Origin of the sequence: Rhizobium mulingense (assembly GCF_029194105.1) — a bacterium.
GTDB classification, from domain to species: Bacteria; Pseudomonadota; Alphaproteobacteria; order Rhizobiales; family Rhizobiaceae; genus Rhizobium; species Rhizobium mulingense.
Genome location: NZ_JARFVE010000004.1, coordinates 166,541 through 187,159, shown reverse-complemented (window position 1 = coordinate 187,159; position 20,619 = coordinate 166,541). Strand labels below are relative to the sequence as shown.

General features: G+C 61.9%; 21 protein-coding genes and 2 pseudogenes. 12 read left to right on the top strand and 11 right to left on the bottom strand.

The window, feature by feature from the left end:
• Positions 1–211: 211 nt before the first annotated feature.
• The 3 genes and pseudogenes from PYR71_RS09825 to PYR71_RS09815 all read left to right on the top strand — a co-directional run bounded on the left by PYR71_RS09825 (position 212) and on the right by PYR71_RS09815 (position 4,562).
• Positions 212–2,595: pseudogene (locus tag PYR71_RS09825) on the top strand (marine proteobacterial sortase target protein).
• The gene (locus PYR71_RS09820) at positions 2,585–3,358 is read left to right on the top strand and encodes a class GN sortase (protein WP_275619190.1); all 774 of its coding nucleotides are present in this window, start codon (positions 2,585–2,587) and stop codon (positions 3,356–3,358) included. Before PYR71_RS09825 ends, PYR71_RS09820 begins: the two are co-directional and overlap by 11 nt.
• Positions 3,359–3,419: 61 nt before the next feature.
• The gene (locus tag PYR71_RS09815; protein WP_275619189.1) at positions 3,420–4,562 is read left to right on the top strand and encodes a PQQ-dependent sugar dehydrogenase; all 1,143 of its coding nucleotides are present in this window, start codon (positions 3,420–3,422) and stop codon (positions 4,560–4,562) included.
• 4 nt (positions 4,563–4,566) lie between these two features.
• Here the strand turns inward: PYR71_RS09815 and PYR71_RS09810 are convergent, their stop codons facing one another.
• The gene (locus tag PYR71_RS09810) at positions 4,567–5,037 is read right to left on the bottom strand and encodes a DUF3052 domain-containing protein (protein WP_275619594.1); all 471 of its coding nucleotides are present in this window, start codon (positions 5,035–5,037) and stop codon (positions 4,567–4,569) included.
• A 97-nt stretch (positions 5,038–5,134) separates the two neighbouring features.
• Between PYR71_RS09810 and PYR71_RS09805 the strand changes: the two are divergent.
• From PYR71_RS09805 to PYR71_RS09795, 3 genes and pseudogenes are all read left to right on the top strand, one after another.
• Positions 5,135–6,021, top strand: a pseudogene (locus tag PYR71_RS09805) (DMT family transporter).
• A gap of 485 nt (positions 6,022–6,506) precedes the next feature.
• Positions 6,507–6,722, top strand: a complete 216-nt coding sequence (locus PYR71_RS09800) for a cold-shock protein (RefSeq protein ID WP_003561293.1) — start codon at positions 6,507–6,509, stop codon at positions 6,720–6,722.
• Positions 6,723–6,871: 149 nt separating this feature from the next.
• The gene (locus tag PYR71_RS09795) at positions 6,872–7,333 is read left to right on the top strand and encodes a BA14K family protein (protein ID WP_275619188.1); all 462 of its coding nucleotides are present in this window, start codon (positions 6,872–6,874) and stop codon (positions 7,331–7,333) included.
• A 64-nt stretch (positions 7,334–7,397) separates the two neighbouring features.
• Here PYR71_RS09795 and PYR71_RS09790 read toward each other — a convergent pair whose 3' ends face one another.
• Complete coding sequence (locus tag PYR71_RS09790; protein ID WP_275619187.1) at positions 7,398–8,270, bottom strand: oxidoreductase; 873 nt, start codon at positions 8,268–8,270, stop codon at positions 7,398–7,400.
• Positions 8,271–8,305: 35 nt separating this feature from the next.
• On the opposite strand from PYR71_RS09790, the gene PYR71_RS09785 reads away from it, so the two are divergent.
• Positions 8,306–8,764 (top strand): winged helix-turn-helix transcriptional regulator, encoded by a 459-nt coding sequence (locus PYR71_RS09785; RefSeq protein WP_275619186.1) that lies wholly within the window; start codon positions 8,306–8,308, stop codon positions 8,762–8,764.
• Here the strand turns inward: PYR71_RS09785 and PYR71_RS09780 are convergent.
• From PYR71_RS09780 to PYR71_RS09760, 5 genes are all read right to left on the bottom strand, one after another.
• Positions 8,761–10,137, bottom strand: a complete 1,377-nt coding sequence (locus PYR71_RS09780) for an ATP-binding protein (protein ID WP_183912476.1) — start codon at positions 10,135–10,137, stop codon at positions 8,761–8,763. The genes PYR71_RS09785 and PYR71_RS09780 overlap by 4 nt on opposite strands.
• Before the next feature lie 181 nt (positions 10,138–10,318).
• Positions 10,319–11,020: a response regulator gene (locus PYR71_RS09775; protein WP_004680166.1), complete on the bottom strand. Its 702-nt coding sequence runs from the start codon at positions 11,018–11,020 to the stop codon at positions 10,319–10,321.
• Positions 11,021–11,512, bottom strand: coding sequence for a MarR family winged helix-turn-helix transcriptional regulator (locus tag PYR71_RS09770; RefSeq protein WP_183912474.1), 492 nt, complete (start codon positions 11,510–11,512; stop codon positions 11,021–11,023).
• Between the two features lie 366 nt (positions 11,513–11,878).
• Complete coding sequence (locus PYR71_RS09765) at positions 11,879–12,148, bottom strand: hypothetical protein (RefSeq protein WP_275619185.1); 270 nt, start codon at positions 12,146–12,148, stop codon at positions 11,879–11,881.
• A 207-nt stretch (positions 12,149–12,355) separates the two neighbouring features.
• Positions 12,356–12,973 carry a DUF1236 domain-containing protein gene (locus PYR71_RS09760; RefSeq protein ID WP_183912472.1) on the bottom strand — a complete coding sequence of 206 codons (618 nt, stop codon included), beginning with the start codon at positions 12,971–12,973 and terminating at the stop codon, positions 12,356–12,358.
• Between the two features lie 285 nt (positions 12,974–13,258).
• Here PYR71_RS09760 and PYR71_RS09755 point away from each other — a divergent pair, with 285 nt between their 5' ends.
• Complete coding sequence (locus PYR71_RS09755; RefSeq protein WP_275619184.1) at positions 13,259–13,951, top strand: MBL fold metallo-hydrolase; 693 nt, start codon at positions 13,259–13,261, stop codon at positions 13,949–13,951.
• 18 nt (positions 13,952–13,969) lie between these two features.
• Here the strand turns inward: PYR71_RS09755 and PYR71_RS09750 are convergent, their stop codons facing one another.
• From PYR71_RS09750 to PYR71_RS09735, 4 genes are all read right to left on the bottom strand, one after another.
• Positions 13,970–14,311 carry a tRNA-binding protein gene (locus tag PYR71_RS09750; protein WP_183912468.1) on the bottom strand — a complete coding sequence of 114 codons (342 nt, stop codon included), beginning with the start codon at positions 14,309–14,311 and terminating at the stop codon, positions 13,970–13,972.
• Between the two features lie 11 nt (positions 14,312–14,322).
• Complete coding sequence (proC, locus tag PYR71_RS09745) at positions 14,323–15,150, bottom strand: pyrroline-5-carboxylate reductase (RefSeq protein ID WP_275619183.1); 828 nt, start codon at positions 15,148–15,150, stop codon at positions 14,323–14,325.
• A 1-nt stretch (position 15,151) separates the two neighbouring features.
• Entirely contained in the window at positions 15,152–15,652 is a 501-nt protein-coding gene (locus PYR71_RS09740; RefSeq protein WP_183912464.1) for a type III secretion system chaperone family protein, read from the bottom strand.
• Between the two features lie 390 nt (positions 15,653–16,042).
• Positions 16,043–16,303, bottom strand: a complete 261-nt coding sequence (locus PYR71_RS09735) for an accessory factor UbiK family protein (protein ID WP_275619182.1) — start codon at positions 16,301–16,303, stop codon at positions 16,043–16,045.
• A gap of 203 nt (positions 16,304–16,506) precedes the next feature.
• On the opposite strand from PYR71_RS09735, the gene lgt reads away from it, so the two are divergent.
• From lgt to PYR71_RS09715, 4 genes are all read left to right on the top strand, one after another.
• Positions 16,507–17,355 (top strand): prolipoprotein diacylglyceryl transferase, encoded by an 849-nt coding sequence (lgt, locus tag PYR71_RS09730; RefSeq protein ID WP_275619181.1) that lies wholly within the window; start codon positions 16,507–16,509, stop codon positions 17,353–17,355.
• A 17-nt stretch (positions 17,356–17,372) separates the two neighbouring features.
• Positions 17,373–18,473 carry a class I SAM-dependent methyltransferase gene (locus tag PYR71_RS09725; RefSeq protein WP_275619180.1) on the top strand — a complete coding sequence of 367 codons (1,101 nt, stop codon included), beginning with the start codon at positions 17,373–17,375 and terminating at the stop codon, positions 18,471–18,473.
• Between the two features lie 110 nt (positions 18,474–18,583).
• Positions 18,584–19,378 (top strand): peptidoglycan editing factor PgeF, encoded by a 795-nt coding sequence (pgeF, locus tag PYR71_RS09720; RefSeq protein ID WP_275619179.1) that lies wholly within the window; start codon positions 18,584–18,586, stop codon positions 19,376–19,378.
• Positions 19,379–19,383: 5 nt separating this feature from the next.
• Positions 19,384–20,535 (top strand): M24 family metallopeptidase, encoded by a 1,152-nt coding sequence (locus tag PYR71_RS09715; RefSeq protein WP_183912455.1) that lies wholly within the window; start codon positions 19,384–19,386, stop codon positions 20,533–20,535.
• Positions 20,536–20,619 lie beyond the last annotated feature (84 nt).

Sequence of the window (20,619 nt, the reverse complement as noted above, 5' to 3'; positions counted from 1 at the left end):
AAGTGGATGCTCGGTGACCCCTCCGACCACCGACACTTTCGCATCGCTTTTAGTCACCTATGTCCTTTTAAATCAGACAGATCGTCGGGTTTCGTCATCGCCACGAATAAGCCTCAACAAATGCCGCACGCCGCCGCAATTCGGTCGCGAGCGCGCCGAGATCGAAGCCGCATCATTGCGTCATCCGAAATTGGTTATTGAGGGTACGCCAATGTTTCTGGAAGATGAGCTCGCCATCGGGCGCATGCGCATGCGCCGGATTTCCATTTCATTTCTTGTCGCCGCCACCGCCTTTGTCGCCTGCCTCGCAGCCATGCTGGGACTTGCCTCCGCCGCGCGCGCCGAGGCGCAGCAGACATCCGGTCAGCTCGCGGCCCTTGTCCGGCCGAATGATGTCAACAGCGGCTCGCTGCTCTTCCCGTCGAAGGAGCCCGGCTTCTACGTCGAAGCGCCGCGGCTGAAGACCGACGTCGCCATCGACGTTTCTGGCCCGATCGCCAGGGTGAAGGTGACGCAGCGCTTCCAGAACCCGAGCCAGGGTTGGGTCGAGGGCACCTATGTCTTTCCGCTGCCGGAGAATTCCGCCGTCGACGCGCTGAAGATGCAGATCGGCGAACGCTTTATCGAAGGCCAGCTCAAACCGCGCCAAGAAGCCCGCGATATCTACGAGCAGGCCAAGGCCGAAGGCAAGAAGACGGCATTGCTCGAACAGCAGCGGCCGAACATCTTCACCAATCAGGTCGCCATATCGGCCCCGACGAAGAGATTGTCGTGCAGATTGAATATCAGCAGACGGTCCGCCAGTCGGGCGGCGAGTTCTCGCTGCGCTTCCCGATGGTCGTCGCGCCGCGATACAATCCAGCGCCGATCGTCCAGACAGTCGAGTTCAACAACGGCGCCGGCTTCGCCACGCCGCGCGATCCGGTGGAAAACCGCGAGAAGATCGAAGCGCCGGTGCTCGATCCGCGCGAGAATGCCAAGATCAACCCGGTCTCGCTGACCGTCAACCTCAAGGCGGGTTTTCCGCTCGGCGACGTCACATCGTCCTTTCACGCGGTCGATATTGGACAGGACGGCGACCAGGCGAGGACGATCAGCCTGAAGGGAGATGCCGTCCCCGCCGACAAGGATTTCGAGCTCACCTGGAAGGCTGCTCCCGGCAAGATGCCGAGTGCCGGTCTCTTTCGCGAGGTCAAGGACGGCAAGACCTATCTGCTCGCTTTCGTCACTCCCCCGACGGCGCCAGACGCGGGAGTATCACCGGCAAAACGCGAGGTCATCTTCGTCATCGACAATTCCGGCTCCATGTCCGGCCAGTCGATCGAGCAGGCAAGGCAGAGCCTGGCGCTCGCCATCTCCAGATTGAGTAAGGACGACCGCTTCAACGTCATCCGTTTCGACGATACGATGACCGACTATTTCAACGGCCTCGTCGCCGCCACCCCTGATAACCGCGAAAAGGCCATTGCCTATGTCAGGGGCCTGACCGCCGACGGCGGCACGGAAATGCTCCCTGCCCTTGAGGATGCGCTGCGCAACCAGGGTCCGGTCGCAAGCGGCGCGCTGCGCCAGGTCGTGTTCCTGACCGACGGCGCGATCGGCAACGAACAGCAGCTCTTCCAGGAAATCACCGCAAACCGCGGCGATGCCCGCGTCTTCACCGTCGGGATCGGCTCGGCGCCGAACACTTATTTCATGATCAAGGCCGCCGAAATCGGCCGCGGCACCTTCACCCAGATCGGCTCGGCCGATCAGGTGGCAAGCCGCATGGGCGAGCTCTTTGCCAAGCTGCAGAACCCCGCAATGACCGATATCGCCGCGACCTTCGAAGGCACGCAAGCCGAGGACATCACGCCGAACCCGATGCCCGACCTCTACAGCGGCGAGCCCGTGGTGCTGACGGCGGAACTGCCGCAGGACAAGCCCGCCGGCAAGCTGCAGATCGTCGGCAAGACGGGCGACCAGCCCTGGCGCGTCGAGATGGATATCGCTCACGCAGCCGACGGCAACGGCATCTCCAAGCTCTGGGCGCGGCGCAAGATCGACGATTTCGAAGCCCGCGCCTATCAACGCCAGGATCCTGCCGCGCTCGACAAGGATATCGAGACGGTGGCGCTTGCCCACCACCTAGTCTCCCGCGTCACCAGCCTCGTCGCCGTCGACGTCACCCCGTCACGGCCGGCAAACGAGCCGCTCGGCGCGGCGAAGCTGCCGCTCAACCTGCCCGACGGTTGGGATTTCGGGAAGGTGTTCGGCGAAAATGCTGTGCCGCCTGGCGGCGGGCAGCACCACGGCTCCATCATGCCGACGGAGGGTTTCGGACCGCAGCAGGCTGCCGCCGTCATCCAGGGGCGCGGCCCATCGCCCGGGATCGCAAACCTGATGGCCGCAGCTCCGACCGCGAAGGCCGCCACTATGATCGCGCAGAAAACTTCGACCGTGAATCTGCCGCAGACGGCGACCCGCGCCGACGAACAGATCATGCGCGGGCTTACCATGCTGCTCTTGGCGCTGATGGCGGCAAGCGGCCTGGCAGTGTGGCGCCGGCGCCTCAAAGGCGTCTTCATTGTCGGAGGCAGGCGCAATGGCCGCTAGTCGCCCTGCCGATAGGAACGAGGGGGCGGCTGAATTCGAGCCGCTTCCGACCTACCTGGAACTCGCCATGGCCGCGGCCACAGCCCACGACAGACCGAAGGCGCGCCAGAAGAAGGGCTTCTTCCTCTGGCGTCTTTCGTCGATCGAAAAGGCGATCGCCATTGGGATTGCCGGCCTTGCGCTCTACGGCCTGGCGCTGATCGGCGACGGTTTCCTGCTGAAGGCGAAGGCGGAGCTTTCCCAGGTGCTGCTGAGACACGCCTTCGCTGCCGAACTGCGGGGCGAAGCGACGAAACCCTGGCCTTGGGCGGACTTCACCACGGAGGCCAAGGTGCGCGCACCGCGCCTCGGCAAGGAGGCAATCGTGCTTTCCGGCGCTTCCGGCGAAGCGCTCGCCTTTGGTCCGGCCTGGCTCGCCAACACGCCGCAGCCAGGCGATCAAGGCACCGCGGTGATCGCCGCCCATCGCGACACTCACTTTCGCTGGTTGCAATATATAAAACCGGGCGACGCCATCGAAGTCACCCGCCGTGACGGCAAGGTCCTGACCTTCAAGGCCGGCGAAGGCCGCGTCGCTCCCTGGAATGCCAGCGGCATCGATCCCGCCTCCGACGGCCGCCACTTGGTGCTGACCACCTGCTGGCCCTTCGACACGACCGAACGCGGGCCGCTGCGCTACATCCTCGAAGCCGAACTGGTCGATAGCGAGGCGACAGGTTCCGTTCAACGGGCGAACACAAAGTCGTTATTGCAGGCCGAATGAGGGTTGAAGCCCTCCCCTGTCCGCTCCAGCTTTGAGGCTGGAGAGACGACGGGGAAACAAGATGAAGAGACTGTCCGCCTTCCATTTCGCCGCAGCGCTTTTTTTGTTCGGTGCCGTATCGGCTGAAGCCGCCGACACCGTCAACACACAAGGTCCCACGGTCCGTGTCGAAAAGCTCGCCGACGGGCTCGACCATCCCTGGGCGGTCGAGGTCTTGCCCGACGGCGCCTATCTCGTCACGGAGCGGCCGGGCCGCATGCGCATCATCCGCGACGGCAAGCTCTCCGAGCCAATCGGCAACGTGCCCAAGGTCAGCGCCCGTGGCCAGGGCGGGCTGATGGATGTGGCGCTCGCCCCGGATTTTGCGACATCAAGAAAGCTCTATTTCACCGCCGCCGTTGCCAATGCCAAGGGGTCCGGCACCGAAGCCTTCAGCGCCACGCTGTCCAATGACGAAAAGCGACTCGACGCCGTTACACCTGTTTTCACCATGCGGCGCTTCACCTCGGGCAATATTCAGTATGGCTCGCGCATCGCGATCGCCCCTGATGGCACGCTGTTCATCAGCGTCGGCGACCGCGGCGACCGCGATCGATCGCAGGACTGGCAGGATGATGCCGGCTCGATCATCCACATCAATGCCGACGGCAGCATTCCCGCCGACAACCCCTTCAAAAACGGCGGCAAGGCGCTGCCGGAAATCTGGTCGAAAGGCCATCGCAACCCGCAGGGCATCACTTTCGACGCCAAGGACGGCAAGCTTTACACCGTCGAACACGGCGCGCGCGGCGGTGACGAGATCAACCAGCCCGAGGCGGGCAAGAATTACGGCTGGCCGATCATCACCTATGGCCGCGACTATTCCGGCGCCGAGATCGGCGAAGGCACCGCTAAGAAAGGGCTGGAACAGCCGCTGCATTATTGGGATCCGTCGATCGCACCCGGCGCACTCGCCGTCTATCGCGGCGCCATGTTTCCGGAATGGGACGGCGATTTCATCGTCGCTGCGCTGAAATTCCAACTGCTCTCGCGCATGCAGCGCGACGACAGCGGCGCCTTCGTCGCGGAAGAGCGCCTGTTCGAGGGCGAATATGGCCGGATCCGCGATGTCGTCGTCGCACCCGACGGCGCGTTGCTGTTTGTGACTGATGAGGATGATGGCGCGCTGCTCAGGGTTTCCAGAGCACAAGCCGACAACGGCTGAGACGTCACAAGGCTCCGCGCAGCTCCTTGCGGATGACGAATTTTAACCCTGACCAGGTTTCTTCGACAGCGCAGACCTTGACGTCAACCAGACCTATTGGGAGCAGAATTTCCCGCAGCACATCCTCTGTGACATCGGTCGGCACCCGCGAACTCTTTTTCGGCCAGGAGATCCAGAGCACACCTTCCGGCTTTAAAACATCGATGAGCTTAGTCGCGACAGCCTCCAGCGCCGCCCGTTCGGTCACAAACAGATGCACATAGTCGAACGCCCGCCGAGGCGTCTCCGGAAGCGCAAGGGCGACCGAGGCAAAACCATCGAAGTCATGGATGTCGTCAATCGTTTCGGGAACGCCGAGAAGAGCAGCCGCCTGTCCGCGCGCAAGCCCGAGCTTTCTGGCAAGCGGCGTGCCGGAATAGCCTGCCGTCTTTAGAGCCGCTCTATCCCCGGTCGACCGCCCCTCTCCGCGTCGCATGCCCCCGCCTTCGTCCTCAGGCATCAAGTCTTCACCCTTGCCGAAAGGAAACGCAACTGTTAACCGCTGGGGATATACCCATCCCATAGAGGTCGACATGACGCGCGTTCAGGCGAATCTCCTCCTATTGCTTGCAGCCGCCATCTGGGGCGGCGGCTTCGTCGCGCAGTCGACGGCGATGAAGGCGATCGGCCCGTTCTGGTTCATCGGCCTGCGTTTTGCCGTCGCCACATTTGCCGTGCTGCCTTTCGCCTTTTTCGAAGCGCGCAAGGCCAAGGCGAAGACAAGCAAGCGGCATGCGAGACTCTACATGCCGGTCTTGCCCTTTTCGGCGGCGCCGCCACGCAACAGGTGGGGCTGCAGACGACGACAGTGACGAACTCCAGCTTCATCACCGGCCTCTATGTCGTCTTCGTGCCGCTGATCGCCGTGTTCTTCCTGCGCCGTGCCCCGCATTGGATCATCTGGCCGGGCGCACTGATGGCCGTCGCGGGCATTTACCTGCTGTCCGGCGGTCATCTCTCGGCGCTGACGTCAGGCGATTTGCTGACCGTCGTCTGCGCCGTCTTCTGGTCGATCCAGATCACCCTTGCCGGCACGACGGTCGCCGAGACCGCAAGGCCGCTGGCGCTTTCCGTCACGCAATTCGCCATCACCGCGGTCTGCGCGCTGGCAATGGCGGCCGCCTCCGAACCGATCAGTCTCTCCTCAGTATGGGCCGCAGCCCCGCAGATCCTCTATGTCGGCATCTTCTCCTCTGGTCTGGCCTTCGTGCTGCAGGTGATCGGCCAGCGCTACACGACGCCCTCGCAGGCGGCGATCTTCCTCTCTTCCGAAGCTCTTTTCGGCGCATCGCTCGCAGCGCTGCTGCTCGGTGAGTCGATGTCGGCGACGGGCTATACAGGTTGCGCGCTAATGTTTATCGCTATGCTTGTGGTCGAACTCGTGCCGAGCTTCACCCGCCGGGGCCTGCGGGCCGCCTGAACACGCTTTCAAATATGGGTGGATGGGCAATCCAAAAAAAATTCACTGCACCGGAACAACGCGTTCCCGTTGCATTTTTGGCAAAATCTGCTCGAAATTTATATTGCAGACGATACAAAACGTTAATCATGTTCCCTTCGGCGAAGGAAATTTTGTGTTTTGCGCAAATTGGCTGTCGGCGGGAGTGTGCCCTGAATGACACGTTAAAAAACTTTTGCTTGCCAAAATCCCGGAAACGCCGCACTCTCGCCTCGTTCGGGCATTTTGCGAGCATGGGAAGTCCTTAAGTATTTGCGCGCCGGAAACGCTAATATTCCGGTCAGCCGGTTCCGAAAAAGGCAGGCGAAAGTCCTGCCTGGGGCAGGCCGAGGTAGAGGGGACCTTTTTCTCACATTTCAAGAATTGCCTGCCAACGCCTCCCGCAAGGAGGCAATGCTATGATGCTGCCCGTGTGGATGGCGGGCAGAGAGAAAAGGACCTGACGCATGGCCGAGACTGGCACTGTAAAATTCTTCAATACCGACAAAGGCTTCGGCTTCATCAAGCCGGACCGGGGCGGCGCCGATATCTTCGTTCACATTTCTGCCGTCCAGGCCTCCGGGCTGGCCGGTCTGACGGAAAACCAGAAGGTAAGCTTCGACACGGAGCCGGATCGCCGCGGCAAGGGCCCCAAGGCCGTCAATCTGCAGATTGCGGGCTGAACCCTTAACAAGGCTGTCGAATTTCGAGTTGAAGCCCGGCAGCAATGCCGGGTTTTATCATTCAGCCTTCGTTCAGCTAGCAAACGGTAGGACTAGCATCATCGAGAAAGGAACCGGGGTTCGGTTCCCGGGATTAGGACTCTCTGCTCATGAACAGGCTCGCAAAAACTCTTCTGCTGACGGCAACGGCTGCCGCACTTACCCTCTCCGCCATCGGCGAGGCATCTGCTCGCGATCGCCATTGGCGCCGGCACGGCGGCAACGATGCGCTTGTCGGCGGCGCGGTCGGCCTTGCGACGGGCCTGATCGTCGGCTCCGCCATAGCCAATGCCAATAACGGCCCCGTTTACGAAGAGCGCCGTTATATCGACCCGGCCTACGAGCCGGATTATTATGAGCCGGCACCGGTCTATCGCGCGCCACGCCGTGTCTATGTCGAAGAGCCACGATATGTCGAACAGCCGCGATACTATGCGCCGGTCCGCACGGCGGTGGAGCCCTGGTCGCCGCAATGGGAGCGTTATTGCTCCTATCGCTACCGCTCGTTCGATCCGCGCACGGGCACCTATATCGGTTATGACGGCCGCAGCCACTTCTGCACCGCCGGCTGAACGCTCGACTATCTCTGGTACAAAGCGCCGCTTCTCAGCGGCGCTTTTGCTTTTTTGGACCCCTTCACCCGGCCTTCTTTTCCCAAGGCATCGGTCCCACCTCGGCATCAGGCTCTAAATCGGTCGAGACGCTGACGGCGCGCCATTCCCGGTCGGCTGCGATGCGCGCTGCATCCGCCTTCTCGACGTTGCGCACCGCATCGCTGCCAAGCAGCAGCCGGAACGGCGGCTCGTCGAGACCGGCAATGTGGATAATGACCGCAGCCGCTTTGGCGGGATCGCCGGGCTGACGGCCGTCATACTCGCGCTGAAAGCGCACCGTGGCGCCGACCGTTTCCGCATATTCCGCCCGCCCCTCGGCAAGCACTGTCGAAGCGCCGGCGAAATCCGTCCTGAAGCCGCCGGGCTCAACCACCGTCACCTTGATGCCGAATGGCGAAACCTCCTTCGCCAGCACTTCGGAGAAACCCTCGATACCGAATTTTGCCGCCGAATAAGCGCCGCGGCCGGCAGGCCCGATACGCCCGCCGACGGAGGAGAACTGAATAATATGGCCCGCCCCCTGCCCACGCATCAAGGCGATCACCGCCTTGCTCATGATGATCGTGCCGAACAGGTTGGTTTCGATCTGGGCGCGGAAATCGGCAAGGCTGGTATCCTCGATCGAGCCGACATTGCCATAGCCCGCATTGTTGACGAGCACGTCGATACGGCCGAACCTCTTGACGGCTGCCTCGACGGTTGAGGCCGCTGCCGCCTCGTTCGTCACGTCAAGCGCCAGCGTCAGCACCTGCCCGCCATAGCGCTCGGAAAGATCGGCAAGCTGGGCCGGATTGCGTGCCGTCGCCACCAGATTGTCACCGGAGGCCAGGACTGCCTCCGCCAGCGCCCGGCCGAGACCGCGCGAACTCCCCGTAATCAACCAAACCTTCGACATCGGAAACCTCTTCTTCATTGGTTCCCTGCCCATGTATGATCTATCGTTTCCAATCGAAAGAAGGCACCAACACGATCCATACGCACCCCGAGGTAACAAAGGTGACCGGCGACATATTCGATTTCTGCAGCAACATGACGGATGAACAGGATGCGCGAGCGCGCGCCTTGATCGAGCGGGCGGCGGCAAAATGGCCGCTGCGCATCCTGCACGTGCTCTCCGATGCCGGCGCGCCTTTACGTTTCTCGCGTCTGATGGAGCGGGTCGAGGGCATCAGTCAGAAAGTTCTGACGCAGACGCTGCGTACCCTCGAAAGCGACGGCCTCATCATCCGCACACTCTATCCCGAGGTGCCGCCGCGCGTCGAATATGAATTGACGCCGCTCGGATTCGACCTTCTCATGCAGGTCGCAACGCTTTGGCGATGGATCGTCGAGCGCCTCGGCGATTTCGATGCACGCAATGCCGTAAAGCTCACGGCAACGAGTGTTTAAGCCGGAATGCGGATCGTCGCCCTCAAGCCTCCAAGCGGGCTGTCGCCGAGCGTGACGTTGCCGCCATGGCTGCGGGCAATGTCACGGGCGATCGCAAGACCGAGCCCGGTGCCCGACGCATCGAGGTTGCGCGCCGCGTCCAGCCGGAAGAACGGTTTGAACACGTCCTCGCGATTCTTCTCCGGAATGCCCGGCCCGTCATCGTCAAAGATAACGGTCAGCCATTTGGCGTTGTGTTTGGCTTCGATGTCGAGCCTGTTGGCATAGCGGCGCGCGTTCGAGGCCAGGTTGGTGACGAGACGCATAAAGGCGTTCGGCCTGACCGATATCTCGTCGTCGCCTTCAATCGAATAGGCGAATGTCTTGCCGTGCAGGGCGAAATCGGCTTCCAGTTTGGCGAAGATCTCGCTGAGCTTCAGTTCGCCGACATCCTCTTCGACCTCGCCGCGCGCGAAAGCCATGTAAGCCTCCAGCATCGTCTGCATATCATTGACGTCATCGTTCAGACCATGCAGGTCGGGATTGTCGCCGGCGAGCGCCAGTTGCAGTTTGAAGCGAGTGAGGATGGTGCGCAGATCGTGGCTGACGCCGGAGAGCATCGCCGTACGCTGCTCGATCTGCCGCTCGATGCGCTCGCGCATCAGAATGAAGGCAAGGCCGGCGCGCCGGACCTCGTCGGCGCCGCGCGGATAGAAATTGTCGGGCTTCTGCCCCTTACCGAAGCTTTCGGCCGCCCGCGCCAGCATTAGGATCGGGCGTATCTGTCCCCGCAGGAAGAGGATCGAGATACCGATTAGCACCAGCGAGGTGCCGACCATCCAGACGATGAAGATATGGGTATTCGAGGCATAGGTCTGACTGCGTTTGGCCAGTACCCTGAGGATCTTGTTTTCCAGCTTGATGCGGATCTCGACCAGATTCGAGTTGCCGACCGTGTCGATCCAGAAGGGCCGGTGGATCTCGTCGGTGATCTCGTCGCTGAGGATGCCGTCAAGGATCGAGAAGAACGGCTTGACCCGCGGCGGCGGCAGGTCGCCGTCGGGCTCGATCGAGATCTGCAGGTTGAGCTGATCACGCGCGATGCGGATAATCTCGCCATAGTCCGAATTCTGCGGATAGGTCTCAACGATCTCGATGATCGCGGCGATGTCGCGGGTGACGGCGAGCGACAGCCGCTCCGTCACCATCTGCCAGTGGCGCTCCATGAAGACGGCGGCGACGACGGATTGCAAGAGCACCATCGGAATGATGATGATCAGCAGCGAGCGTGCGTAAAGCCCGGTGGGCAATCGGCGCCGCAGCCAGCGGACGATCCAGCGCCAGCCCGCAGCAGGAGCGCGGTCTTCCCGCCGCAAGCTGTCGATTGTCGCCATCAAGGTCGGCCCTGGCCTTTCAGAGCATTGTGCCGGAAAGTGTGAACCTTTATCGGCATCATGCCCGTTTCCTCAAATCTAAAGCATGTCGCGCAAAAGTGTGCAGCGGTTTTGAGATGCGACATGCGCAAAAACAAAGATCTAAAGCGCGACAAGCGAATCTGAAAGATCGCGCCGCGCTTTAGTCGATGCTCAGCCTGTATCCGATCCCGCGCACTGTCTGCAGCCAGACGGGGTTGGCCGGATCCTCCTCGATCTTGCGCCTGAGCCGGTTGATCTGCACGTCGATCGTGCGCTCGCCGACCTCGGTGTCGTTGCCGATCAGCTCGTGCCGGGGGATCGTGTCACCGGCGCGCCGCGCAAAGAGCAGCATGATTTCCTGCTCGCGGTCGGTGAGTCGGATCACCTCGCTGGCCTTCTTCAACTCCTTGCGGGTCAAGGAGAAAGTATAGGGCCCGAACATCACCTGTTCGATCTTCAGCCCCTCTCCGCCGGCGTTACGACGCAGGATGTTGTTGATGCGCAGCACCAGCTCGCGCGGATCGAAGGGCTTGGAGAGATAGTCGTCGGCGCCGGCCTCGAGGCCTTCGATGCGGTTGCCCGATTCCGCCAGCGCCGTCAGCATGATGATCGGCACGTTCTTGATGGCGCGAAGCCCGCGGGTGACGTCGATGCCAGATTCACCAGGCATCATCACATCCATGATGATGAGATCGAAATCGAGACCCGCAAGCTTACGCTGCGCCTCGGCGCCGTCGGCCGCGACGGTGACGCGAAAACCGTTCTCCGCAAGATAACGATTGAGCAGCGCGCGGATGCGGGAGTCGTCGTCAACCACCAGCAGATGCGCCGCATCATCGGAAATACCTGTCTTGACCGCCATTCAGTCCGCCTTCTTTCTATCCCGCATGCCCCCGAGGAAGGCCTTCACCCCCTCCCGCACCTGCGCGGAGGCTCCTTCGAATGCCCGCTCAATGCGGCGCGATTGCGGCTCTGCGAGCGCAAGCGCCAGCTCGCGCCCCGATTTCGTCGGATAAAGCTTGCGCTGCCGCCGGTCCTCAGGCCCCGCCACCTGGCGAATATAGCCTGAATCGATCAGCTGTTTCAGCACCCTTGCAAGACTCTGCTTGGTGATCTTCAGCGTGTCGAGAAGATCGGCCACCGTCATGCCGGGATTGCGGTTGACGAAATGCACGACACGATGATGCGCCCGGCCGAAACCGCTCTTTTCGAGGATGGCGTCGGGATCGGAAACGAAGTCGCGATAAGCAAAGAAGAACAGCTCGATGATCTCGAAATCGATCGTCTCGGTATCTTCCATCGGCGTGGCCAACGGCTCCGGCTTGCCCGTTTTCGGACCGGTCTGTCGTGACACTCGGCTTTCCTTTCTCTTCTCCGCACTGCGGGACGTTTCGCGGGGATAGGTCAGTTTTATTGACTTAAATTTGCGTCACTGCCGGCTTTCCGAACCCTGCGGCAGCCCCGCAGGGACCTTTATCTGCTTGGCATTTCTTGGAACCAAGGCCCATCCGGCGCACCGCGCAATTTCCCCCTGCATCTGTGGATAAAACGTAATGGGGACAACAATCAACAGGCATGGCGCGTGGAGCGCCGGAGGTGTCAGGCCGATCGCCTGGCGCGGCAGCGGGATGATGGGCGTTTCGGCGCAGGCCGACTGCATTCTATCCGGCGGCGATCGCCGCCGGATAAGCCCTTCACATGATCGGTGCGGTCGGGCTACCTATGCGCCCGCCCGCGCCATCACCAGTCCGGCGAGCGTCGAGAGAATGCCGCCGCCGATCAGGCCGCCGATACCCTCGGCAATCAGCCCGGTCGCTGCAACGTCCCCGCCGACCATGCCGAGCAGCATGCCGCCGCCGACACCGCCGATCGCGCCGGCAATCGTACGGGCGACGACATTGATCGCATGCTGCTTCAAGGCGGCGCTCGCAGCATTGCCGCCGATGGCACCGGCAATCAATTGGACGATGAACGGAAGTAGGGCTTCCATGATTTCCTCCTCTGGCGATCTCCCCGATCGCCGCCAATATGCCGAACCTTCGGCATATCAGCATTTTGTCATATTCGAGAAAAAAAGCGTGAAGAAAAATCAACCGATGCGGGATTAAGGCGAAGAGCCAGCGACCGCCGGGGTCGCGAAGTCTTCTCAAACGAAAGGCGGCCCGGTGGCCGCCTCGATTCAGCTTGATCGACCATTTTATTGATAGACATAGACGATCCGGCGCGTGCCGGGATCGACCAGCACGGGACGGTCGTTGATCCTGGTATAGCGGTATTCATAATCGGGGATGGTCTGGAATGTGACATCATCCGGCACTTCGGCACCGACGACGACATCGCCGCCGAGCCGCACCGTATCAATTGGATTGGTTTCGATATAGGTGCGCACAGTCTCCGGCGGAGTGATGGTCTCGACAGCCCCGACCGGGCCGATCAGTTCGTCGCCTGGCGCCGGCTGCGGGTCAGCCGGGACGACGCTGGCGGTCGACTCGTAAGTGACGACGGGAACGCCGATTTCGGCGCGGTGCTGCTCGACGATCACCTGGTTGCCGCCATAATCCATCTGCAGATAATCGGCATAGACCCAGCCGCGCATGCCGTTGACGTCGACGCGGCACCAGCGGCTGCCTTCGATGCAGCCATCGAGCACTGCGGTCGAGCCGCGGGTAGCAAGGCCGACTGTAGGATATTGCGGACCCGGACCTGCGCGGACGTTGAGGTCGTTGACCGTGGTCGCGACCATCTCCGCCTGCGCCAGACCGCCGGTCGCCAGGAGCACGGCTCCAGCCAGTAGGATGTTTCTCTTCAAGGTCATGTGAGCGTCTCCTTGGTTTCGATGGCCGGACAACGCGCGGCGTTCCACGATGTTCCCCTGGCCGCCGCCCGACAAATGGGCGACATCAGAGAACCACGGACAAGCATTTGAAAAATACAGAAAAAGCCTAATTCTACCGCTGCATGGGAGAAGCGGCGAACCCTATAAATTTGTGTTGCAGCTTGTTTTTTTGCCGTGAAACAGCTCGCGCACCAGCAGATTCAGGCTGTCCTTGCCGTCGTTTCGAACTATACCTGAGCACCCGAGACACCAAGCGAGGCGCTTATGGGCATGCTCCAGGCCGGCATCATTCCGGTGACACCTTTTCAGCAGAACTGCACGGTCTTCTTCGATCCAGATACCCTGGAAGGCGTCGTCGTCGATCCGGGTGGCGACGTGCCGCTCATTCTCCAGGCGATCGAGAAGAGCGGCCTGACCATCAAGGAAATCTGGCTGACGCACGGCCACCTCGACCATGCTGGCGGCGCCAAAGAGTTGAAGGAAGCCCTCGGCGTCGACATCGTCGGCCCGCACCAAGACGACCTGCCGCTGTTGCAGCGCATCGAGACCCAGGCGGCGAACTACGGCATATCAGGACTGCGCAACGTCCTGCCCGACCGCTGGCTCAAGGATGGCGACAAAGTTTCCTTCGGCGTCCACGAGTTTGAGGTCTATCACGCGCCCGGCCATGCCCCCGGCCATGTCATCTATTTTAATCGCACACAGAACTTCGCCCATCTCGGCGACGTGTTGTTCAACGGCTCAATCGGCCGCACCGACCTGCCCGGCGGCAATCATCAGCAGCTTCTGGATTCGATCCGCGATAAGGTGCTGCCGCTCGGCAACGATGTCGGCTTCATCTGCGGCCACGGTCCGGGCAGCCGCATCGGCGATGAACGCCGCAGCAATCCGTTCTTGCAAGAAATCCGAGCCGATGGGCTAGCTGGCGCGGGTTCGTCAGGCGAAACCACCCGATAAAACGGTGTGAGCTGACACTCACATCATTTTCCGACCGTTCGGTACGCCTTGTTCGACAGCCGCAAGCACGATCGCGCCGTTCTCGTCCTCGAAGCCCAGCGTCAGCACTTCCGAGCGAAACGGACCGATCTGGCGCGGCGGGAAGTTGACGACGCCGAGCACCTGCCGGCCGACCAGGCTTTCCGGCGTATAATGCACGGTGATCTGCGCCGAGGATTTCCTCGTGCCGATCTCGGGACCGAAATCGATCACCAGCTTGAACGCCGGTTTGCGCGCTTCCGGAAAGGGACTGGCCTCAACGATGGTGCCGACACGTATGTCGACACGATCGAAATCGGCGTAGGTGATCTCTTCGGCCATAAGTGGCTCCGTCAGCCGGCCAGTTCTTCGGCCCGCTTGCGCGCTGCCGCGAGTGCCGAGTCGAACAAGGGCTGCATGCCGTTTTCGGCCATCAGCACCGCCAACGCCGCCGCCGTCGTGCCGCCCGGAGAAGTCACGTTCTGCCGCAGCCGCGAAGCATCGTCGGGGGACTGGTGCAAGAGTTCACCAGCCCCCGCGACAGTTTCCCGCGCAAGACGCATGGCGAGGTCCGCCTGCAGGCCGAGCTTACGGCCCGCCTCCGCCATACATTCGACGAGATAGAAGACATAGGCCGGGCCACTGCCGGAAAGCGCCGTCACGGCATCGATATCGGCTTCCGCGGGCACCCATTCGACCGGGCCGGAAACGCGCAGAAGCGAATGGACGCGCTCGCGCTGCTGATCGCTGACCGCTGAATTGGCATAGGCCCCGGTGACCCCACGACCGACCATGGCAGGCGTGTTCGGCATGGCCCGTACCATGGCGGCTTTCCCGAGATGCTTTTCGAGAAAACCGAGCGTCTTGCCGGCAGCGACCGAGACGACGACCGTCTCCGGCCCGACAGCGCTTTTCACCGCCGGCAACACCGCCTCCATCACCTGCGGCTTCACCGCAAGGAACAAGACGCCTGCCTTCAACCCTGCCGGAAGCGCTGCAAGATGGGTCGCTCCCGCCTCACCGATCGTCGCCAGCATCGCCGGCGACGGGCGGGGATCTACGACGATGACGGCCGAGCCCGGAACGCCGCTCTTCAGCCAGCCGGAGAGCATCGCGCCACCCATATTGCCGGCGCCGATCAGAACGACGGGATGCTTCGAGGAGAAAGCCTTGGCTGGCATCTTATGCCTCGCCGACCGTTTCGAACAGCACGGCTTCCATTGCCTTGGACGCATCCATGCCGGACCACACGACGAACTGGAAAGCCTGGAAATAGGCCTCGCAGGTGTCGAGCGCGCTGGAAAGCAGCACCTCCACCTGGCGGTTGGTCGGCTCGGCGCCGCCGGCAAGCAGCAGCGACTGCCTGAAGATGACGACGTCTTCCTGGCGCCAGAGGTCGAAATGCCCCATCAGCACCTGACCGTTGATCGCCGAGAGCAGCTTGACCACCTCGTTGACCCTGATGTCGGGGACTTTGATATCGAATGCGCAGCCAAGATGCAGCGCCTCGAATTCCTCCATCCAGGAGAAGGAGACATGATAGTCCGTCCAGCGCCCCTCGACCGTCATCGCGATCTCGTCCTCGCCGGACCGTTCGAACGACCAGTCATTGTTGGAGGCCACGTACTCGATCATATCGACCGGGTTCGACTGACGCTCGACTTCCAATTCCATCAGGTTCATGCAGCACCTTCTTGACCGGAATGAATGCGACTTAACTTCGTGTACGAACACAAGAAAGACACACGCAAATACCGGAAACTACCACCGGATGATCGTTGAACCGCTGCCAGACTTAACGCAGATAACCTGCCCGGAGCTTACCAAGTCGCTTCGAATCATCATTTAAAATCAGTGTATAATGACCCTTGCCACCTGCCAGCCCCCTGAGAGGAAAATACGGACGGGCCGTTGTGGAAAGCTCTTCGAAACTCAATTGAGAAGGGAGAATAAGCGACTCTGCGAATTGGCTTTTTTGGCAGTGTCCACAGGTGGAAAACTCACCTGGAATTTTTTGTGACAGACGCGACGTGTGACATGAAGGCAACGCCGCGTCTGCACCATACCGGGATATCAGTGACCCTCGCCGGCAAGCTTCGCTTCCAAAGCCGTGATGCGGGCGGCAAGCGCCTCGTTTTCGTCGCGTGCCTTGATCGCCATCTCGCGCACGGCCTCGAATTCCTCGCGCTTGACGACGTCCATGCTGTTCAGCCAACGCTCGGCCTGGGCGTTGAAAGCCGTCTCGATCTCCTTGCGGACTCCCTGGGCAGCACCTGCCGCGTCGGTCATCAGCTTGGCGAACTCATCCATGATGCGGTTCGTTCCGTTCGTCATGGCGTTTTTCTCCCTTCGCATGCGGTGAATCCGGCCCTTCAGGGCCTCGAAGACTGAGGTAGGGCTTCGCCATCGGCGATGCAAGCGCTTTGCACGGGATAGTCCTCGCCGGGCCGGGCTGTGAAAGCGAGATCACGAACAATGGACTTGACCGTCCGGGATCGCAGCGGCATGTTCCGCCGACTTCAACGGATGGGAAAACCTTGCCGATAGCCGCCGATCTCCTTGCCATCATGCCTTTCCCGGACATCGATCCGATCGCCTTTTCGATCGGTCCGCTGGCGATTCACTGGTACGGTCTCGCCTATGTCGCCGGCATTCTGCTCGGCTGGGCCTATGCCCGCCGCATCGCCGCCAATGACAGTCTTTGGCCTGGCAACGCGTCGCCGATATCAAGGGTGCAGCTCGACGATTTCATCGTCTGGGCAGCTCTCGGCGTCGTCCTCGGCGGTCGCCTCGGCTATATTTTCTTCTACGATCTTACAGCCGTCCTGCATGATCCCGTGCGTGCGGTTCAGATCTGGAACGGCGGCATGTCGTTCCACGGCGGCCTGGCCGGTACGACGATCGCCATGATCCTCTTTGCCCGCCGCCACGCCATTCCGATCTGGAGCCTGTTCGACATCGTCGCCACGGTCGTTCCCTTCGGCCTGTTCTTTGGCCGCATCGCCAATTTCATCAATGGCGAGCTCTGGGGCCGCTTGACCGACGTGCCCTGGGCCGTGGTCTTCCCGACCGGCGGTCCGTTCGCCCGCCACCCGAGCCAGCTCTACGAGGCCGGCCTCGAAGGCATCGTTCTGCTTCTGGTTCTGGCCGCCCTCGTCTACGGCATGCGGGCGCTGAAAACCCCGGGCTTCGTCACCGGCGTCTTCGTCTGCGGCTATGCGCTGTCGCGCATCTTCGTGGAATTCTTCCGCGAGCCCGACGCCCAGCTCGGCTACCTCCTCGGCACCACCTGGATGACCATGGGCATGGTTCTCTCCTCGCCGATGATCCTGCTCGGCCTCTGGGCGATGCTGCGCGCCCGTCGCCAGGCTGCGTTGCAGCTCTGACACGGCGGATAAACGACATGAACACCGCTCTCGGCGAAAAGATCAAGGCGATCATCCAGGCCAACGGCCCGATCAGCGTCACCGATTATTTCTCGCTCTGCCTGGCCGATCCCGAACATGGCTATTACCGCACCCGTGAGCCCTTCGGCCGCTCCGGCGACTTCGTCACCGCGCCGGAAGTTAGCCAGATCTTCGGCGAAATGATCGGCGTCTTCATCGTCCATGCCTGGCAGCGTCATGGCACGCCGGCGGATGTGCGCCTCGTCGAGATCGGGCCCGGCCGCGGTACGATGATGGCCGACATGCTGCGCGTCATCGCTCGCATCGCCCCACCGCTTTTCGACACCATGAGCGTGCATCTTGTCGAAACCAGCGAGCGTCTGCGCGACGTCCAGAGCCAGACGCTCGAAGCCTATGGCGAGAGAATCGCCTGGCACGACGGCTTCGATGAAGTCCCGCCCGGCTTCACCCTGTTCGCCGCCAATGAATTGTTCGACGCGATCCCGATCCGCCAGTTTGTCCGCACGCAGACAGGTTTCCGCGAGCGCATGGTCGGGCTCGACGCAGACGGCGAGCTGACCTTCGCAGCCGGTGTCGCCGGCCTCGATCCCGCGCTGCTTCCCGAACCGGCGCAGAACCTGCCGCTCGGCACGCTCTTCGAGATTTCCCCTGCCCGCCAGGCGGTGATGATGGCGATCTGCGAGCGGCTGCGCGCCTTCAGCGGCACGGCGCTTGTCATCGACTACGGCCATCTCGTCACCGGCTTCGGCGATACGCTGCAGGCGGTGCGCATGCATGAATTCGACCCGCCGCTTGCCCATCCCGGCGAAGCCGATCTGACGAGCCATGTCGATTTCCAGCAGCTCGCCGAAACGGCGCTGACATCAGGCCTGCATCTGAACGGCGCCGTGCACCAGGGCGACTTTCTGACCGGCCTCGGCATTCTCGAGCGCGCCGCCGCTCTCGGGCGCGACCGCGAGCCGCAGACCCAGCAGGTCATCCAGACGGCAGTTGATAGACTTGCCGGCGCCGGTGAGGGCCGGATGGGCGAACTCTTCAAGGTCATGGCCGTCTCGCACCCGGCCGTCGATCTCATGCCCTTTCGTCCGGTGGATTGACAGGGCGCACGCGGCTGAGCCAACATCCCCGCGAACAGCAACTTGAAGCGCGCCGCCGATGCGATGCGCTCGGGACAATAACAAACCTCTCGAAAAGCCCGGAATCACAGATGCAGGACGCGGCCTCTCCCGCACCGATCGAAAGCGTGCTGCTGAACGAAGCGGCTGGCGCCGCCATCCGCCACGGTTATTTCACCCGCGCTGGCGGCGTTTCCGAAGGGATCTATCGCGGTCTCAATGTCGGCCTCGGCTCCAGCGACGAGCGGGGCAAGGTGATGGAAAACCGCCGCCGCGTCGCCGCCTGGTTCGATCTGCCGATCGAGCGGTTGGCAACCGTTCATCAGGTGCATTCTCCCGATGTCGTGACGATCGGCGCCGACTATGACGGCGCTCGCCCCGATGCCGATGCAATGGTGACGGCAGTCCCCGGCATTGTGCTTGGCGTGCTGGCCGCCGATTGCGGCCCAATCCTCTTTGTCGATCCCGAAAATCGCGTCATCGGCGCCGCCCATGCCGGCTGGAAGGGTGCACTGACCGGCGTGCTCGAAAACACCGTCGCAGCCATGGAAGCCCTGGGTTCCGACCGCGGCAGCATACTGGCCTGCCTCGGCCCCTCGATCAGCCAGGAGAGTTACGAAGTCGGACCGGAATTCGTCGATCGCTTCATCGCCGAAAATCCCGATTACGAGCGGTTCTTCATGCCGTCGGCAACGCCGGGCCACGCCATGTTCGATCTGCCGGCACTGACCATCGACAGGCTGACCCGGGCCGGCGTTCGGGCCGAAAGCCTCGGCCTCTGCACCTATCCGGACAGCGAGCGCTTCTTTTCCTATCGCCGGACGACGCATCGCAAGGAGCCGGACTACGGCCGCCAGATTTCAGCGATATCAATCAGGGAGACTTGATCAGAATGGCACTGCACTTCGAAAAGGCCGAGTTCGCAAGCCGACTGGCGCGCCTCACCGAGAAGATGAAGGAAGAAAAGCTCGACGCCCTGCTGCTCTTCGCCCAGGAAAGCATGTACTGGCTGACCGGCTACGACACCTTCGGCTACTGCTTCTTCCAGACGCTCATCGTCAAGAGCGACGGCAGCATGGCGCTGATCACCCGCTCGGCCGATCTTCGCCAAGCCAAGCACACATCGATCCTTGAGGATATTCATATCTGGGTCGACAGGGTCAATGCCGATCCGACCCTCGACCTGAAGAACCTGCTGGTCGAGATGGATCTGCTCGGCGCCCGCATCGGCGTCGAATATGATACGCACGGCATGACCGGCCGCGTCGCCCGCCTGCTCGACGCGCAGCTGACCACTTTCGGCCAGATCGTCGACGCCTCCTATCTCGTCAGTCGTCTTCGTCTGATCAAGAGCCCGACCGAGGTCGCCTATGTCGAACGGGCTGCAGAGCTCGCCGACGACGCGCTCGACGCCGCGATCCGGCTGACGAAACCGGGCGCTGACGAGGCCGACATCCTCGCCGCCATGCAGGGAGCGATTTTTTCCGGCGGCGGCGACTATCCCGCTAACGAGTTCATCATCGGCTCCGCAGCCGACGCGCTGCTCTGCCGCTACAAGGCCGGCCGCCGCAAGCTCGACGCCAATGACCAGCTGACACTCGAATGGGCCGGCACCTACGCGCATTATCATGCCGCCATGATGCGCACGATCGTCATCGGCGAGCCGCTGCAACGCCATCGCGAGCTCTACAATGCCTGCCGCGAAACCATCGAAGCGATCGAGACCGTGCTGAAGCCCGGCCACACCTTCGGCGACGTCTTCGATATGCATGCCAGGATCATCGACGACCGCGGCCTCGCCCGCCACCGGCTGAATGCCTGTGGTTATTCGCTCGGCGCCCGCTTCTCGCCCTCCTGGATGGAGCATCAGATGTTCCATGTCGGCAATCCGCAGCCGATCGAGCCGAACATGTCGCTCTTCGTGCACATGATCATTGCCGATTCCGATACGGGAACCGCGATGACGCTCGGACAGACCTATCTGACGACGGCGGATGCGCCGCGCGCATTGTCTCGTCATCCGCTCGATTTTATCGGCCGTTGAAGCTCGGCATTGACGGATGAGAATCCGGAATTGACAGACGACCATCCCCGCCCGCATAAATTCGGGCGGGCTGATGCGATTGTG

Bases quoted from the DNA above. Each gene is read 5' to 3' on its own strand.
- PYR71_RS09820 (WP_275619190.1), top strand. From the start codon at position 2,585: ATGGCCGCTAGTCGCCCTGCCGATAGGAACGAGGGGGCGGCTGAATTC.
- PYR71_RS09815 (WP_275619189.1), top strand. From the start codon at position 3,420: ATGAAGAGACTGTCCGCCTTCCATTTCGCCGCAGCGCTTTTTTTGTTC.
- PYR71_RS09810 (WP_275619594.1), bottom strand. From the start codon at position 5,037: ATGCGACGCGGAGAGGGGCGGTCGACCGGGGATAGAGCGGCTCTAAAG.
- PYR71_RS09800 (WP_003561293.1), top strand. From the start codon at position 6,507: ATGGCCGAGACTGGCACTGTAAAATTCTTCAATACCGACAAAGGCTTC.
- PYR71_RS09795 (WP_275619188.1), top strand. From the start codon at position 6,872: ATGAACAGGCTCGCAAAAACTCTTCTGCTGACGGCAACGGCTGCCGCA.
- PYR71_RS09790 (WP_275619187.1), bottom strand. From the start codon at position 8,270: ATGTCGAAGGTTTGGTTGATTACGGGGAGTTCGCGCGGTCTCGGCCGG.
- PYR71_RS09785 (WP_275619186.1), top strand. From the start codon at position 8,306: ATGATCTATCGTTTCCAATCGAAAGAAGGCACCAACACGATCCATACG.
- PYR71_RS09780 (WP_183912476.1), bottom strand. From the start codon at position 10,137: ATGGCGACAATCGACAGCTTGCGGCGGGAAGACCGCGCTCCTGCTGCG.
- PYR71_RS09775 (WP_004680166.1), bottom strand. From the start codon at position 11,020: ATGGCGGTCAAGACAGGTATTTCCGATGATGCGGCGCATCTGCTGGTG.
- PYR71_RS09765 (WP_275619185.1), bottom strand. From the start codon at position 12,148: ATGGAAGCCCTACTTCCGTTCATCGTCCAATTGATTGCCGGTGCCATC.
- PYR71_RS09760 (WP_183912472.1), bottom strand. From the start codon at position 12,973: ATGACCTTGAAGAGAAACATCCTACTGGCTGGAGCCGTGCTCCTGGCG.
- PYR71_RS09755 (WP_275619184.1), top strand. From the start codon at position 13,259: ATGGGCATGCTCCAGGCCGGCATCATTCCGGTGACACCTTTTCAGCAG.
- PYR71_RS09750 (WP_183912468.1), bottom strand. From the start codon at position 14,311: ATGGCCGAAGAGATCACCTACGCCGATTTCGATCGTGTCGACATACGT.
- proC (WP_275619183.1), bottom strand. From the start codon at position 15,150: ATGCCAGCCAAGGCTTTCTCCTCGAAGCATCCCGTCGTTCTGATCGGC.
- PYR71_RS09740 (WP_183912464.1), bottom strand. From the start codon at position 15,652: ATGAACCTGATGGAATTGGAAGTCGAGCGTCAGTCGAACCCGGTCGAT.
- PYR71_RS09735 (WP_275619182.1), bottom strand. From the start codon at position 16,303: ATGACGAACGGAACGAACCGCATCATGGATGAGTTCGCCAAGCTGATG.
- PYR71_RS09725 (WP_275619180.1), top strand. From the start codon at position 17,373: ATGAACACCGCTCTCGGCGAAAAGATCAAGGCGATCATCCAGGCCAAC.
- pgeF (WP_275619179.1), top strand. From the start codon at position 18,584: ATGCAGGACGCGGCCTCTCCCGCACCGATCGAAAGCGTGCTGCTGAAC.
- PYR71_RS09715 (WP_183912455.1), top strand. From the start codon at position 19,384: ATGGCACTGCACTTCGAAAAGGCCGAGTTCGCAAGCCGACTGGCGCGC.